The sequence below is a fragment of the Pseudomonas sp. GM41(2012) genome (genome assembly GCF_000282315.2).
Lineage (GTDB): Bacteria > Pseudomonadota > Gammaproteobacteria > Pseudomonadales > Pseudomonadaceae > Aquipseudomonas.
Window position 1 is genome coordinate 1,406,278 of sequence record NZ_AKJN02000006.1, and the last position, 14,161, is coordinate 1,420,438.

General features: G+C 60.3%; 13 protein-coding genes and 1 pseudogene. 6 read left to right on the plus strand and 8 right to left on the minus strand.

What is annotated here, in order from left to right; all coding sequences use genetic code 11:
- Positions 1 to 119 precede the first annotated feature (119 nt).
- Positions 120 to 1,127 carry an Ldh family oxidoreductase gene (locus PMI27_RS19560; protein WP_033053324.1) on the minus strand — a complete coding sequence of 336 codons (1,008 nt, stop codon included), beginning with the start codon at positions 1,125 to 1,127 and terminating at the stop codon, positions 120 to 122.
- A 235-nt stretch (positions 1,128 to 1,362) separates the two neighbouring features.
- Here PMI27_RS19560 and PMI27_RS19555 point away from each other — a divergent pair, with 235 nt between their 5' ends.
- The 3 genes from PMI27_RS19555 to PMI27_RS19545 all read left to right on the plus strand — a co-directional run bounded on the left by PMI27_RS19555 (position 1,363) and on the right by PMI27_RS19545 (position 2,935).
- Positions 1,363 to 1,803, plus strand: coding sequence for an Ohr family peroxiredoxin (locus tag PMI27_RS19555; protein ID WP_008157194.1), 441 nt, complete (start codon positions 1,363 to 1,365; stop codon positions 1,801 to 1,803).
- A 95-nt stretch (positions 1,804 to 1,898) separates the two neighbouring features.
- Positions 1,899 to 2,339, plus strand: a complete 441-nt coding sequence (locus tag PMI27_RS19550; RefSeq protein ID WP_008157193.1) for an Ohr family peroxiredoxin — start codon at positions 1,899 to 1,901, stop codon at positions 2,337 to 2,339.
- Positions 2,340 to 2,473: 134 nt separating this feature from the next.
- Positions 2,474 to 2,935 (plus strand): MarR family winged helix-turn-helix transcriptional regulator, encoded by a 462-nt coding sequence (locus PMI27_RS19545; RefSeq protein ID WP_008157192.1) that lies wholly within the window; start codon positions 2,474 to 2,476, stop codon positions 2,933 to 2,935.
- A 35-nt stretch (positions 2,936 to 2,970) separates the two neighbouring features.
- On the opposite strand, the gene ptrR is transcribed toward PMI27_RS19545, so the two are convergent.
- Positions 2,971 to 3,855, minus strand: coding sequence for a putrescine utilization regulator PtrR (gene ptrR, locus PMI27_RS19540; RefSeq protein WP_008157191.1), 885 nt, complete (start codon positions 3,853 to 3,855; stop codon positions 2,971 to 2,973).
- Between the two features lie 100 nt (positions 3,856 to 3,955).
- On the opposite strand from ptrR, the gene PMI27_RS19535 reads away from it, so the two are divergent.
- Positions 3,956 to 5,347 carry an aldehyde dehydrogenase family protein gene (locus PMI27_RS19535; protein ID WP_008157190.1) on the plus strand — a complete coding sequence of 464 codons (1,392 nt, stop codon included), beginning with the start codon at positions 3,956 to 3,958 and terminating at the stop codon, positions 5,345 to 5,347.
- A gap of 45 nt (positions 5,348 to 5,392) precedes the next feature.
- On the opposite strand, the gene PMI27_RS19530 is transcribed toward PMI27_RS19535, so the two are convergent.
- Positions 5,393 to 5,764: a nuclear transport factor 2 family protein gene (locus PMI27_RS19530; protein ID WP_008157189.1), complete on the minus strand. Its 372-nt coding sequence runs from the start codon at positions 5,762 to 5,764 to the stop codon at positions 5,393 to 5,395.
- 147 nt (positions 5,765 to 5,911) lie between these two features.
- Between PMI27_RS19530 and PMI27_RS19525 the strand changes: the two genes are divergently transcribed.
- Entirely contained in the window at positions 5,912 to 6,592 is a 681-nt protein-coding gene (locus PMI27_RS19525) for a glutathione S-transferase family protein (RefSeq protein WP_008157188.1), read from the plus strand.
- Positions 6,593 to 6,610: 18 nt separating this feature from the next.
- Here the strand turns inward: PMI27_RS19525 and PMI27_RS19520 are convergent, their stop codons facing one another.
- Positions 6,611 to 7,555 (minus strand): aldo/keto reductase, encoded by a 945-nt coding sequence (locus tag PMI27_RS19520; protein WP_033053141.1) that lies wholly within the window; start codon positions 7,553 to 7,555, stop codon positions 6,611 to 6,613.
- A 235-nt stretch (positions 7,556 to 7,790) separates the two neighbouring features.
- Between PMI27_RS19520 and PMI27_RS19515 the strand changes: the two genes are divergently transcribed.
- Entirely contained in the window at positions 7,791 to 8,579 is a 789-nt protein-coding gene (locus tag PMI27_RS19515; protein WP_008157186.1) for an alpha/beta hydrolase, read from the plus strand.
- A 10-nt stretch (positions 8,580 to 8,589) separates the two neighbouring features.
- Here PMI27_RS19515 and PMI27_RS19510 read toward each other — a convergent pair whose 3' ends face one another.
- The 4 genes and pseudogenes from PMI27_RS19510 to ctlX all read right to left on the minus strand — a co-directional run.
- Positions 8,590 to 9,861, minus strand: a complete 1,272-nt coding sequence (locus PMI27_RS19510) for an epoxide hydrolase family protein (protein WP_008157185.1) — start codon at positions 9,859 to 9,861, stop codon at positions 8,590 to 8,592.
- 240 nt (positions 9,862 to 10,101) lie between these two features.
- On the minus strand, positions 10,102 to 11,991 hold the full coding sequence (locus PMI27_RS19505) for a methyl-accepting chemotaxis protein (RefSeq protein ID WP_008157184.1): 1,890 nt from the start codon (positions 11,989 to 11,991) through the stop codon (positions 10,102 to 10,104).
- A 2-nt stretch (positions 11,992 to 11,993) separates the two neighbouring features.
- The gene (locus PMI27_RS32060; RefSeq protein WP_033053325.1) at positions 11,994 to 13,244 is read right to left on the minus strand and encodes an aspartate aminotransferase family protein; all 1,251 of its coding nucleotides are present in this window, start codon (positions 13,242 to 13,244) and stop codon (positions 11,994 to 11,996) included.
- Positions 13,239 to 14,126 (minus strand): annotated as a pseudogene (gene ctlX / locus PMI27_RS32065) (citrulline utilization hydrolase CtlX); the annotation flags it as partial. The gene PMI27_RS32060 and the pseudogene ctlX, both read right to left, overlap by 6 nt.
- Positions 14,127 to 14,161 lie beyond the last annotated feature (35 nt).

Genomic DNA, 14,161 nt, shown 5'->3' on the forward strand with positions numbered 1-14,161 from the left:
ATCCTGTGGGAGCGAGCCTGCTCGCGATGAGGGATTAACATTCAACACATGTGCTGAATGTCAGACCGCTATCGCGAGCAGGCTCACTCCCACAGGGGGGTTGGTTGCCCTCCGTTTCTTCAATCCAGCAGGGCTTTCAAGTCGTTGTACAAGGCTTCGGGAATCTGCACGCCCTCCACCAGACTGCGCGCCCGCGCCTCGTAACGCCGTTGCGACGGCAAGCGGGCGCCTTGCTCTTGTATGCTCTGGAACATCACTTCGGCACGGGCCAGGTGCTGCTCGGTGGCCTCGCCGAGAAAGCGTCGCGGATCGAGGGCGATGATCAGCTCGCCGTGGTACGGCGACGACTTGCTGCCGGCGTCATAGGCCAGCGATTCGGCGCTGGTCAGGTCACCAATCAACGGCCCGGCGATCAACTCCACCATGGCGGCCAGCGCCGAGCCCTTGTGCCCGCCGAACGTCAGCATCGCGCCGGCATCGAGTACCACGTTCGCATCAGTACTCGGCTGCCCGTCTGCATCGACGCCCCAACCTTCGGGAATCGCTTTGCCGGCACGTCGATGCAACTCGATCTCGCCACGGGCAATCGCACTGGTGGCGAAGTCGAACACAAACGGATCCTTGCCCGAACGCGGCCAGCCGAATGCGATGGGATTGGTGCCGAACACCGGCTGACTGCCCCCCGCCGGCGCGACCCAGGCATGGCTGGGATTACACGCCAGCGCCACCAGACCGGCAGCGGTCAGCTGCTCGATCTCGACCCACAGCGCGGAAAAATGCACACAGCGATTGATCGCTAAAGCAGCAATCCCGTTTGCCCGGGTTTTCTCCTCCAGCAATGGCAGACCCGCCTGAAACGCCAACTGGGAGAAACCTCCAGCCGCATCGACCCGCACGATCGAAGGTGCCTGATCGATCACCCGTGGCTCGGCATCGGCCACCACCTTGCCGGCCCTGAGCGAATTCACACAGCCCAATACCCGATACAAACCGTGGGAGGCACAGCCATCGCGCTCGCCAGCAATCACCGTGGCGGCCACCGCCTGAGCGTGGGCAAGGTTGAAACCGTTGTGCAGCAAGATCGATTCGGCCAGCTCGCGAGCTTCGGCCAGGGACAGTCGTTTCATCATCAACTCCTTGGACAGACCGTCCAGACTGGCCCATTCCAGACGCCACGGCTTGATCGCTTTAGGCCCGGCCGACGACGAATTCAGCATATCCCACCAACAAACCATTCGTCGGCTGGACCTCATACCACCCCTTGACTCCGATTGAGCTCTGCGCGAGTATTATTTCAATCGCATACGATACAAACGTATACGACACACAAATCACACTATTGAAACATTGAGGATTCATTCCATGAGCAAGATCGAAAAAGTACTGGTTACCGGCAAGACCCACACCACGTTCAGCGACGCGACCCGTGCCCACGGCAAGCTCGACATCGAGCTGTCGTCGCCAGGTAACGCGAAACCAGCCCACGTGTTCGCAGCCACCCTGCCGCACCCGACTGCCGAGCAACTGTTCGCCGGTGCCTGGTCGGCCTGCTACACCGCCGCCGTCGGGCTGGTGGCTGGTGAGATGAACGTGGTGCTGCCGTCGGATCTGTCCGTCGACATCGAAGTCGATCTGGGTCAGACCGGTCCGGCCTATTTCCTTCAGGCTCGATTGACCCTGCGCGTGCCGGGTTTGTCGCACGATATCGCGACGACACTGGCGCACACCGCCGATCAAATCTGCCCGTACTCGAAAGCGACGCGGGGTAACATTGACGTGGCCCTGAACGTCCTCACGGCTTGACGCACCGCGCGGGCATTTGTCGATACACCACATATATCGCATACGCTTTAAGCGCATACGAATAACAAACCCAACTAAACGTTGAGGACTCAACCATGAACAAGATCGAAAAAGTCCTGGCCACAGGCAAAACCCACACGACATTCAGCGACGGCGCCAACTCTTCCCGCGGCCTCGCCATCGAGCTCTCGTCGCCGGGAAACCCTCGGCTGGCACACGAGTTCGCCGCCATTGTGCCGCACCCAACGGCAGAGCAGTTTTTCGCCGGCGCATGGTCGGCCTGCTACACCGCTGCCGTCGAGCTGGCGGCGAAAAATATGCAGGTGACGCTGCCGCCCAATCTGGCCGTTGATATTGAGGTCGATCTGGGCCAGACCGGTCCGGCCTACTTCCTCCAGGCCCGGCTGACACTTCGCGTGCCAGGCTTGACGCAAGACGTCGCGACGGAACTGGCGCACGCCGCTGACCAAATCTGCCCGTACTCGAAGGCAACGCGCGGCAATATCAACGTGGTCATCAACGCCCTGACAGCGTGATGCACTGTACGACCGGTTCGACTTTCGCCGTCGAACCGGTCGCCGCCGTCAGTTAGGGTTGTTCCGATACAATCGCATACGAGGTATATTTCATTTTTTTGCGAGCCACCCGTCTTTGGCCAACGAGGATGCACATGAAACCCACCGACAACGCCGCCCCCGACAACCTGAAGCTCTCCGAATTCCTGTGTTTTGCGGTCTATTCCACCAACCTGGCCTTCGGCAAGGCGTACAAGCCGATACTCGAGCAGCTTGGGCTGACCTATACGCAATACATCACCATCGTCGCGCTGTGGGAGGAAGACCATCAGACCGTCGGCAGCCTGGGCGAGAAGCTGTTTCTGGAATCGAACACGCTGACCCCGATCCTGAAGAAACTGGAAGCGATGGGCTTTTTGCAAAGGCAGCGCGATCCCGAGGACGAGCGCCAAGTGCGGATCAGCCTGACGAAGAACGGTCGACAGCTGCGCGAAAGCCAACCGGAAATGGGCCTTGCTGACGCGACGGGCCTGACGCTCGACGAGTTCACGATCCTGCAGAAGGCGATCGTGAAGTTGCGCGGCAATCTGATCAAGTCGACGAAAGCCGGGGAATGAGCCGGCCAGTCGATCTGGACATTTTCACGCGCGAATTAGCGCCCCGTCTCATCCCGCACCACCCCGCGCTCCTCCAGCAAGCGCACAAACATGGTCAGACTTTGCGACACCGTGCCCCGGCGCCATACCAGCCAGGTGCGCAAATAGCGGAACGATTCCGATAACGGCCAGACGCTCACCGTGGTGCATCCGGGCATGCTGTTGAGCATGCTGCGGGGCATTAGCGCCAGGCCTGCACCGGCGCTGACGCACGCCAGCATGCCGTGGTAGGACTCCATTTCGAAAATCTTCCCGGGCACCGCCGCGTCCTTGGCAAACCAGCTTTCGAAGTGGTGTCGGTAGGAGCAATTGGAGCGGAAGGCGTAGATGTTTTCGCCATTAACATCCCGCGCACGATGGATGGGGGAATGGTTGAGCGGTGCGATCACCACCATTTCTTCCTCAAACGCCGGCACGCCTTCCAGTGCCGGGTGCAGCACCGGTCCATCGACAAACGCTGCCGCCAGTCGGCCCGACAACACCCCGTCGATCATGGTCCCCGAAGGCCCGGTGGACAGGTCCAGCTCGACCTTGGCGTGCTTCTGGTTATACGCGGCCAGCAGCTCAGGGATACGCACCGCCGCCGTACTCTCCAGTGATCCCAACGGAAACGAACCCTGCGGTTCTTCGCCCGCCACCGTCGCGCGAGCCTCCTGGACCAGGTCGAGAATGCGCCGGGCGTAGTCGAGGAAACTCCAGCCGGCCGGCGACAGGCGCAGGCGGCTCTTCTCGCGGATAAACAGGTCCACGCCCAGATCCAGCTCCAACTGCTTGATCCGCGTCGTCAGGTTGGAAGGCACCCGATGAATGTGCTGAGCCGCCGCGCTGATGCTGCCGTGTTCGGCGACGGCTTTGAAAATTTCCAGCTGAACCAGATCCAAGTCATTCTCCAAACGTGAACGATATGCTCAGTATTATTCAGTTTCCAGAAAACAAACGCCACCGTAACCTGAGCGCATCCCCACCTCGCAGGACGGTGCCATGACTCAAGTTTCCAGCCTCACCCATGCCATTTCGATCAACCCCGCCACCGGCGAGCAGATCGGCCACTACCCTTTCGAATCCGCATCGGCACTGGACGCCGCCCTGTCCCGCGCCGCTGCCGGGTTCCGCGCCTGGCGCAGCAAACCGGTTGATCAACGCTCGCAGTTGTTGATCGCCCTGGCGCAGGCATTGCGCGACAACGCCGCCGCGATGGCGAACATGATCACCCTGGAAATGGGCAAGCCGATCACTCAGGCGCGCGGCGAAATCGAAAAATGCGCGCAACTCTGCGAGTGGTACGCCGAACACGGCCCGGCGATGCTGAGCGCTGAACCGACGCTGGTTGAAGGTGGAAAAGCGCGCATTGAATACCGCCCGCTCGGCCCGATTCTCGCGGTGATGCCGTGGAACTTCCCGATCTGGCAGGTCCTGCGCGGCGCGGTTCCAGCATTGATCGCCGGCAACACCTACATGCTCAAACATGCGCCCAACGTGATGGGCAGCGCTTATCTGTTGCGAGAGGCCTTCAAGCAAGCCGACTTCCCCGAAGGTGTCTTCGAGGTGATCAATGTCACGCCGGACGGCGTCTCCACCGCGATCGCCGATCCACGCATCGCGGCAGTCACCCTCACCGGCAGCGTTCGAGCCGGCATGGCGATCGGCGCTCAAGCCGGTGCGGCGTTGAAGAAGTGCGTGCTGGAACTGGGCGGCTCCGATCCGTTCATCGTGCTCAACGATGCTGACCTCGACGAAGCGGTCAAAGCCGCCGTTATTGGCCGTTATCAGAACACCGGGCAAGTTTGCGCAGCGGCCAAACGCTTGATCGTCGAGCAAGGGATCGTCGAGGAATTCACGCGCAAGTTCGTCGAAGCCACGCAAAAACTGGTGGTTGGCGATCCTCTGGCCGCTAACACCTACATCGGCCCAATGGCCCGCTTTGATCTGCGTGATGAACTGGATCAACAGGTGCGCGACACCCTGGAGGAAGGCGCGACGCTGTTGATGGGCGGCAAGAAGGCTGAAGGCCCTGGCAACTTTTACGAGCCCACGGTGTTCGGTGATGTCACCGACCAGATGACCTCGTTCAAACAGGAACTGTTTGGCCCGGTGGCCTCGATCATCACCGCACGCGATGCGGCCCATGCTCTGGCACTGGCGAATGACAGCGAATTCGGCCTCGCTTCAACCATTTACACACGCAACGTCGAGCTTGCCGAGCAGATGGCCGATGAACTGGAAACCGGTGGCGTGTTTATCAATGGCTATTGCGCCTCCGATCCGCGTGTCACTTTCGGCGGCGTGAAGAAAAGCGGGTTTGGCCGTGAGCTCTCGCATTTCGGTGTGCGCGAATTCTGCAATGCCCAGACGGTGTGGCTGGATCGGCACTGATTGCATAACGATGCCCGGGAGCCCTTTGGCTCCCGGGCTCACGCGCTATTCGTTCAGGTAATACAGCTTGTTCACAATCACCCAGCGGTAATTGATGTTCAGCAGCGACAGATAATCGGTAAATCGCATACCGAGATAATCATCAACGACTTTTACCGCGGCGGCATCGCCCGTGACATCGAGGCTGAGTACTTCCCAAAACGGTTTGACCTCTTTGGCTGCCGGCCCCTCAGCCTTGATCGCGCTGATAAATTCCTCCAGGGAGGCCCATTCAAGCTTTTCCTCAAAATGGCCAATGATGCGGCAAGCAGGATGAAAGGCCTGTCGCAGCAAGGCTTCATCAGCGAACACCATGCCTTCTACATAATTGCGGACCACCACGTTGATGTGTTCTTTAGCCAGCAGTTGAGTCGTCATGTCATACCTCCAGCGTTCCCGTCCTCGCATCGCCGGATCAGGTTGTTCGATCATCCATCCCACCTTGAAAGTCTAGCACCGCGCGCTTAACCGTCCCGGACGGCGACTATGATGATGGGGGTCACTTGCCTTTCGAGGAGCTGAGAGATGTCGCTGACTCTTTACTACCATCCGCTGTCGTCGTTCTGCCACAAAGTGCTCATCGCGCTCTACGAAAACACTACCGAATTCGAAAAGCGGATCATCGATCTCGCCAACGATGCAGACCGGGCAGAGCTGCAAGCGCTGTGGCCGCTCGGCAAATTCCCGGTCATCCGCGACCACGCTCGCCAGCGCAACGTGGCAGAGACCACGATCATCATCGAATACCTGGACCGGTTTTATCCGGGTGAACATCCACTCGTTCCCAACGATTGGGACGTCGCGCTGGAAGTCCGTCTGTGGGACCGTGTGTGCGACCACTATCTACAGACGCCGCTGCAACAGATCGTGTTTGATCGCCTGCGCGACGCTCACGGTGATTTGACCAGGGAACGTTCCACCCTGCGGACAACGTACGGCATGCTCGACCATCAGATGGCGTCGAGAATCTGGCTCGCCAGTGCAGATTTCAGCCTGGCCGATTGCGCCGCGGCCCCGGCGCTTTTCTATGCCAGCACGCTCGAGCCGTTCCCCGACCACTATGGCCACTTGAAAGCCTATTTCGAGAGACTGATGAATAGACCGTCCGTCCAGCGGGTCATCGACGAAGCCAGGCCCTGGTTTTCGTTTTATCCATTTGAAGAGGCCATCCCGGAGCGATTTCGCCAGCCGCGGGACAACACCTGACCGGCCTCGAACGTTCGCCTACCCCACCACGTCAATCAACTGCTCGCGCTGCGCCCCCGTCAGCATCGGACCGAAACCGGCACCGGCATTTTCCGCCATGTAACGCGGGTTGCTGGTGCCGGGGATCACGCAGGTCACCGCCGAATGCGTCAGCAGGAACTTGAGCGCCAGTTGCGGCCAGCTGCTGATCCCCACTTGCGCGGCCCAACCCGGTAGCGGCTTGCCCTTCAAGCGGGCGAGCAAATCACCGCCGCCGAAGGGCCGATTGCAGATCACCGCCACGCCCCGCTCGCGACACAGCGGCAGGATGCGTTTCTCGACGCCGCGATCGTCCAGGGCATAGTTGATCTGCAAAAAGTCCAACGGCTCGGCCTTGAGCACCGCTTCCACCTCGTCATACGCCGACGCCGTGTAATGGGTGATGCCGATGTAACGAATGCGCCCTTCTTCCTTCCATTTGCGCAGCGTGGGCAAATGGGTTTTCCAATCCAGCAGGTTGTGAATCTGCATCAGGTCGATCCGGTCGGTCTGCAGCAGCTTGAAAGACTGTTCCATCTGCGCGATGCCTTCTTCGCGGCCACGGGTCCACACTTTGGTGGCCAGAAAGGCCGGCGAGCGCGGCTCATGAATCGACAGCAGCTCACCGGTCGTCTGTTCGGCACGACCGTACATGGGCGAACTGTCGATCACCTTCCCGCCCTTCTCGAACAACGCGCGCAGCACCGCAGGCAGTTGCTTGTAGGCCGGACTTGAAGGTTCGACATCAAAGCCGCGATACGTGCCCAGCCCAACGATCGGCAGAAGTTCGGCGCTGGATGGAATGGCCCGGGTCAGCATGTTCTTGCCTCCTGTTTCGGTCGACGGCGTGGATGCTGCAAAAGCCGGATCGAAGGTGAAAACCGCCGAAGCACCGGCAGCCAGCGTGAGTATTTTTCGACGCGTGTAGCCATCAGTGTGGCTCATGGAATCGCCCTTCCACATTTTTGCTGTCAGCCACGGTCCACCGCACTTCTCGCGCCGCACGCACGAGACTGGCCACATCAGCATAGCTACCGGCGACAGCGCCGCTCTTTCCGACGGCAGGACGTTGAGCCATTTCACAGCGACGGGCATGGGCGCCCTCCCGGTGCGTCGCGCTATCGGTCTACTACACTCTGACAGCGATCAAGCGATAGCCGTCTTCAGGCCAGAGCCGTCAATGCCGCCCACTAAAGTTAGCCGAATGCCACGAATCCTGGTGTCAATCGTCGTCATCATCGCCGTCGTGTATCTGGCGCTCTGCGCTGCGCTGTTCGTGTTCCAGCGCGCCCTCATCTACTTCCCGCAACCCCGCGCCGTCGGCACCTCGGCAACGCTGCTCACGTTGTCCGTCGACGACGCGCAGGTGCTGGTGTCCGTCAGGCCTCACGAGGGGCCGAATGCGTTGATCTATTTCGGTGGAAATGCCGAGGACGTCTCCCGGAGCCTGCCTTCGTTTTCCGCAGCCTTTGCCGATCACGCCGTCTACTTGCTGCACTACAGAGGCTACGGTGGCAGTTCCGGGTCGCCCTCCGAGGAGATGATTTCGCGCGACGCCCTGACCTTGTTTGACCTGGTCTACGCCACCCATCCACACATTACGGTGGTCGGTCGCAGCCTGGGCTCGGGCGTCGCCGTGCGCCTCGCCAGCCAACGCCCGGCGGCGCGTCTGGTGCTGATCACGCCCTACAACAGTGTTGCAGAACTCGCCGCCCGGCAGTTCCCCATCTTCCCGGTGAAGTGGTTGCTCAAGGACACCTTTGAATCCTGGAAGTACGCCGCCCACATCACGGTGCCGACGCTGTTGATCGCGGCGGAGCACGACGAAGTGATACCGCGCGCCAGCACCGAGCGGCTCTTCACGCATTTCGCCAAGGGAGTGGCGTCGCTGAAGGTCATACCGGGTACGGGGCACAACTCGATATCCGAGAGCCCCGAGTACCTCAAGGTGTTGGGCGGTGGTTTGTAAATGGCGGCGACTAGCGCAGCGACCGGAACGCCGCGCGAAGCTCCTCGGTAAACAGCTGTGGCTGCTCCCAGGCCGCGAAGTGGCCCCCCTTCTCGGCCTGATGGAAGTAGATCAAGTTGCTATAAGCGCGCCGGGCCCAGGTTTCTGGCGGGCAGTAGACATCCTCTGGAAACACGGTGACGGCCACCGGCAGCGAAATCTCGGTGGTCTTCTGTGCGGCCGAAGAAAGCGGGCTTCGCCCCATGTTCTCCCAGTAGAGCCTTGCTGCCGAGGCGGCGCTATTGGTCAGCCAGTAGAGGGTGATGTCGTCCAGCACTTCATCCTTCGTCGGTGACTGTTGCGGGTCGGCGCCGTATGTCCACCGGGCAAAGCCTGGATGCACGAGCATGAGCGCGGCGAGGAAGGCCGGTGAATCCGTCGCGCCGTAACCGATCATCTGCGGCCGCGCGGCCATCATCGCGCTGTACGCCAGGTTCCCCTGTTTGACGAGCGTGGCGACGGCGTCATAGGTCGCGCGTTCCTTGTCGGAAAATCCCGCCGGCGCCGGTCCGCCGACAGCGAGCGCTGCGCTCGCTTCCGCCGGTATCGTGGCGGGCAGGTTAAGGTGAATGCCGCGCAATCCGGCCGGCGCCTGGCGCGCCATCGCGCTGGTGATGGGCGCGCCCCAGTCGCCACCTTGGGCGACGTAGTGGGTGTACTCGAGGCGCTGCATCAGCTGTGCCCAGACCCGCGCGATGTGGTCCGGATCCCAACCGATACCACTCGGTTTGCCGGAGAAGCCATAGCCAGGAATGGACGGAATCACCACATCGAAGGCATCTGCCGCATTGCCCCCGTGCGCGGTCGGGTCGGTGAGCGGACCGACGACCTTGATGAACTCGAACACCGAGCCTGGCCAACCGTGGGTCATGATCATCGGCAAAGCGTTCGGATGCGGGGAGCGCACCCAGATAAAGTGGATCTCGACCCCGTCGAGGGTGGTCACGTACTGCGCCAGGGAATTGAGCTGCGCTTCGGCCTTGCGCCAGTCGTAGTCCGTGCCCCAGTAGCGAACCAGTTCTTGCAGCTGTGCCAGTTGTGCGCCCTGTGATCGATCGGAAACCGTCTCTTTGTCCGGCCAGCGGGTCGCCGCGATACGGTTGCGCAGATCGGCGAGGTCCTTGTCCGCAACATTGACGTGGAAGGGTTGAATGGCCTGGGGATCGGCGGCGGGAGCGGCGCTGGCGAGGGCCGAGACGCAAAGCGCGAGGGTCGCGATAGCGACCGCGAATGGGTGCTTCATCTTCATACCTCAGCTGAGGGATACGATGAGTCCGTCCGTGGTGAGAATGGCGTGGGCGGAGGTCGGGCGGTGCATGCCGCCCTTTACGATCTCGACGTCAAAAAGGTTAGACAATCCTGGACGCTTTCACACGGACTGAAACCGCTCATTCATGCTTGATCGCTTAACGCTTACCACGTTCCAGACAGCAAAACGCCCTCCCCGGCCGTAGACGCCGGGAGGGCGAACGGCGCTGATGGATCAGATCCGGAAACTGCCCACCAACTGTTTCAAGCGAGCCGCCTGCTGCTCCAGATCGGAACAGGCTCGCAGGGTTGAATGAAGGTTCTCCACGCCGTCCTGATTCAAGGTGTTGATTTCTCTAATGTCCCTATTGATCGACTCAACCACGGCGGTTTGTTCTTCAGTGGCGGTGGCAACCGACTGGTTCATGCCATCGATTTCGCCGATTCGCAGGGTCACACTGTTCAAGCGCTCCCCGGCCAGGTTGGCGATCTCCATACTTTCCAGGCTGTGGCGCTGGCTCTGACTCATGGTGCTGACCGACTCGCGGGCGCCGACTTGCAGCTCTTCGATCATCGTCTGCACCTGTTGCGCCGATTCCTGTGTGCGATGGGCCAGGTTGCGTACTTCATCGGCAACCACCGCAAAACCCCGACCGGCCTCACCGGCACGGGCCGCTTCAATGGCGGCGTTGAGCGCCAGCAGGTTGGTTTGCTGGGAGATGCTGGTGATCACCTCCAGGATCTGCCCGATATTCACCGTTTTGCTGTTGAGGTTCTCGATGTTGCCGCTGGAAGTGCCGAGCATCCCGGACAACGTGTTCATCGCCTGGATGGTTCTTTCGACGACCTCCTGACCCTCAGCCGCCAGGCCACGGGCATCGCTGGCCTGATGCGAGGCCTGGGCGGCGTTGCGGGCAATCTCTTGGGCGGCTGCGCCGAGCTGGTTGATCGCGGCCGCCACGCTGTTGCTGCGACTGGACTGCTCGTCGGAGTTGAGCATCGACGAGTTGGAAGCGCTGACCACCCGCAGGGCCACTTCGTTGACCTGTTCTGTGGCCGAGGAGACCTCGCGAATCGAACCATGAACCCTTTCGACAAAACGGTTGAACGCCGTACCGAGGATGCCGAATTCGTCTTGCGTCTGGATCGTCAGGCGCTTGGTCAGATCACCTTCACCCTCGGCGATATCCTGCATCGCCCGGGTCATCACTTGCATGGGTTGCATCAGGAAGCGAATCAGCAGGCTGAGCAATCCAATAATGACCAGCACGGCGATCACCGTGGCGATCAGGGCTGAATCACGAAATTCGCTGAGCATCGAAAACGCCTTGTCCTTGTCCACGGACAAACCGATGTACCAGTTCAGTGACGGCAAGCCTTTGATCGGTGCAAACGTGACGATGCGGGTTTTGCCATCAACCCGGACTTCACTGATATCGCTGCTGATGCGCGGGGTCTCTTGCGGATAAACATCCTTGAGCGTCTTCATCACCAACGCTTTGTCCGGGTGAACCAGAATCTTGCCGTCAGTGCTGACCAGAAAGGCATAACCCATGCCGTTGAAGTCCAGGGCATTGATGCTGTCGGCAACAGCCTGCAGGCCCAGATCACCGCCCGCGACGCCCTGCGTCTGCCCGGCCTTGCTGATCGCGTTGACGACGGTGATAACCAGGTTGCCGGTGGTGGCATCGATGTAAGGTTCGGTGACGGTCGGGCCGCTGCTGTTGACCGCGTCCTTGTACCAGGGGCGGGCACGAGGGTCGTAGCCCGCCGGCATCTTGGCGTCCGGATAGGTGATGAACTTACCGTCTTTATCTCCCACATAGGTGGCGATAAAGGTCGACGCCAGGGCTTGTTGCTTCAGCAGAAGCGTTATGTTTTCCGCCGCCGGATTGATCGCCACCGATTGTGAAAGGTTCTCCATCAACAACACCCTGCCATACAGCCAATTGGCAATGTTGCTCGCGGTGACACCACCCATTTCGTGCAGATAACTGTCCAGGTCCTTACGAATAGCGCTGCGCTGCAGGTAGTCGTTGTAGACCGTGAACAACCCGAACGCGGCGATGACAATCAGAGAGACGGCCAGCAGGATCTTGTGGCTGAACTTCAGGCTATTACTCATGGTCAGTCTGCAGCCCGGGTCAGCAGCGCAAGGGTACGCTCGAAGCGGTCCAGCCCTTCCACAATGTCCACCTCGGACACAATCAAACTGGGGGCAAAACGCAGTACATCGGGGCCGGCCTGCAACAGGATCAACCCCTGCCCGGCCGCCGCATTCAGCACTTCTTTGGCTCGCCCACGCCAGCCGTCAGTGAGCACGCAACCGATGAGCAGCCCCAGTCCGCGAATTTCGTTGAACACACCGTATTGCTCGGCCATTTGGGCAAGGCGAGCCTTGAACTGTTCTGCGCGTTGTTTCACGCCATCGAGCAGGACCGGGTCGCTGACCAGGTCAAACACCGCCTCGGCCACCGCACAGCCCAGCGGATTACCGCCATAGGTGGTGCCATGGGTGCCCGGCAACAGGTGTTGCGCCAGCCCTTCGCGCGTCAACATCGCGCCAATCGGGAACCCGCCTCCCAGGCTCTTGGCACTGGTCAGGATGTCGGGCTCAACGCCGTAATGCTGATAAGCGAACAACTCTCCAGTGCGTCCCACGCCGGTCTGCACTTCGTCGAAGATCAACAGCGCATTGAACTGATCGCAGAGCTTGCGGGCACCTTCGAGGTAAGCGCGCTCAGCGGGCAGCACACCGCCCTCGCCCTGAATCGGCTCCAGGACCACCGCGCAGGTTCTGTCCGACATCGCGTTCTGCAGTGCATCCAGATCATTGAAAGGCACATGGCTGATCCCTTCAATTCTCGGGCCGAAGCCGTCGGAGTATTTAGGTTGGCCGCCCACGCACACGGTAAACAGTGTTCGGCCATGGAAGCTGTTCAACGCGGCGATGATTTCAAATTTGTCCGCGCCATAACGGTCATGGGCGACCCGTCGTGCGAGCTTGAATGCCGCTTCATTCGCCTCGGCTCCCGAGTTGCAGAAGAACGCGCGGTCGGCGAAGGTCGCCTCCACCAGTTTGCGCGCCAGGCGCAACGCAGGCTCGTTGGTAAATACGTTGGAGACATGCCAGAGCGTGTTCGCTTGCTCCGTCAATGCACTAACCAGTTTCGGGTGGGCATGGCCGAGCACGTTGACGGCGATCCCACCGGAGAAATCGATCAGCTCTCGGCCATTCTGATCCCAGACCCGCGATCCTTCTCCACGGACCGGAATAAACGGCGCAGGCGCGTAGTTGGGCACCATGAAACGATCGAAATCGCCACGGTCGACCGACGCTTGCTTCTGTTGCTTGGGCAAATGCACTTCGGCCAACATGCAGCGGGCGCTGCCGCCGCCAATCAGTTCGATCGTATCGATGTTCACCGGCAAGGGCTTGGCATGTCGTTCAATGAGTTGGCGTTGCTCGGTATTCAAAGAGCACCAGGCCGTGCGCGACATCACCAGGATGGGCTCGCCCTTTTGGTTGTGAACTTCCAGCATGTTGCCCGCAAACGACTCGAGCTGTTCCCAGGTCAGTGCCAGGATTTCCTTGCCACTGGCTCGCAGCTGAGTTTCAAGTTCGGTGCGCTCCTGAAGATTGCTGACCGCTTCCAGGCAGACCACCGCGAGCCCCGTGCCGACGCTCATCATCACGTTGGTGTGATAGATCGCCACCCCTTCGCGGTCAACAGCATTAAAGGCGCATAAACGGTACCCGAGACTCTCGACAAACTGGCGCAGTGCATCGACATGGGTGCGAGCCGAATACCCTGCATAACAAATACGCTGAACGCGATCGAGCACCATGCTGCCGGTGCCCTCCAGGAAAAGTTCCTGCTGCTCCAGCTCGGTAAAGTCGAGCAAGTGCTCAATCGAATAGTCCTGCAGCAACGCTTCCAGAACGCCTTTGTCACGCTCCAGCCGACGGTTCTGTCCCTGCATCGGATACAGCACCAGCGTGCCATCGGCATGACTGCTCCACCAGTTGTTAGGGAAGATCGAATCGGGTGTATGGGGGGACGCGCTGTCCTGGGCCACCAGCACTTCGACCCCTTGCTCGCGTAATACCGCTACATAGCCATCAAACTCTTCAAGGGCCTGAGCTTGCGCCTGGTCCTGCGGCAATGAGCACTTCTGAAATCGATTGTTCGCGGCGGTATCAACGTTGAAGGAGAAGCGCGAAGGTCGAATCATCAACACGGTATTAGTCGTTTGCATGGGAGCCTTTCAAGAAAAGGAAGTGAGTGCGGTTA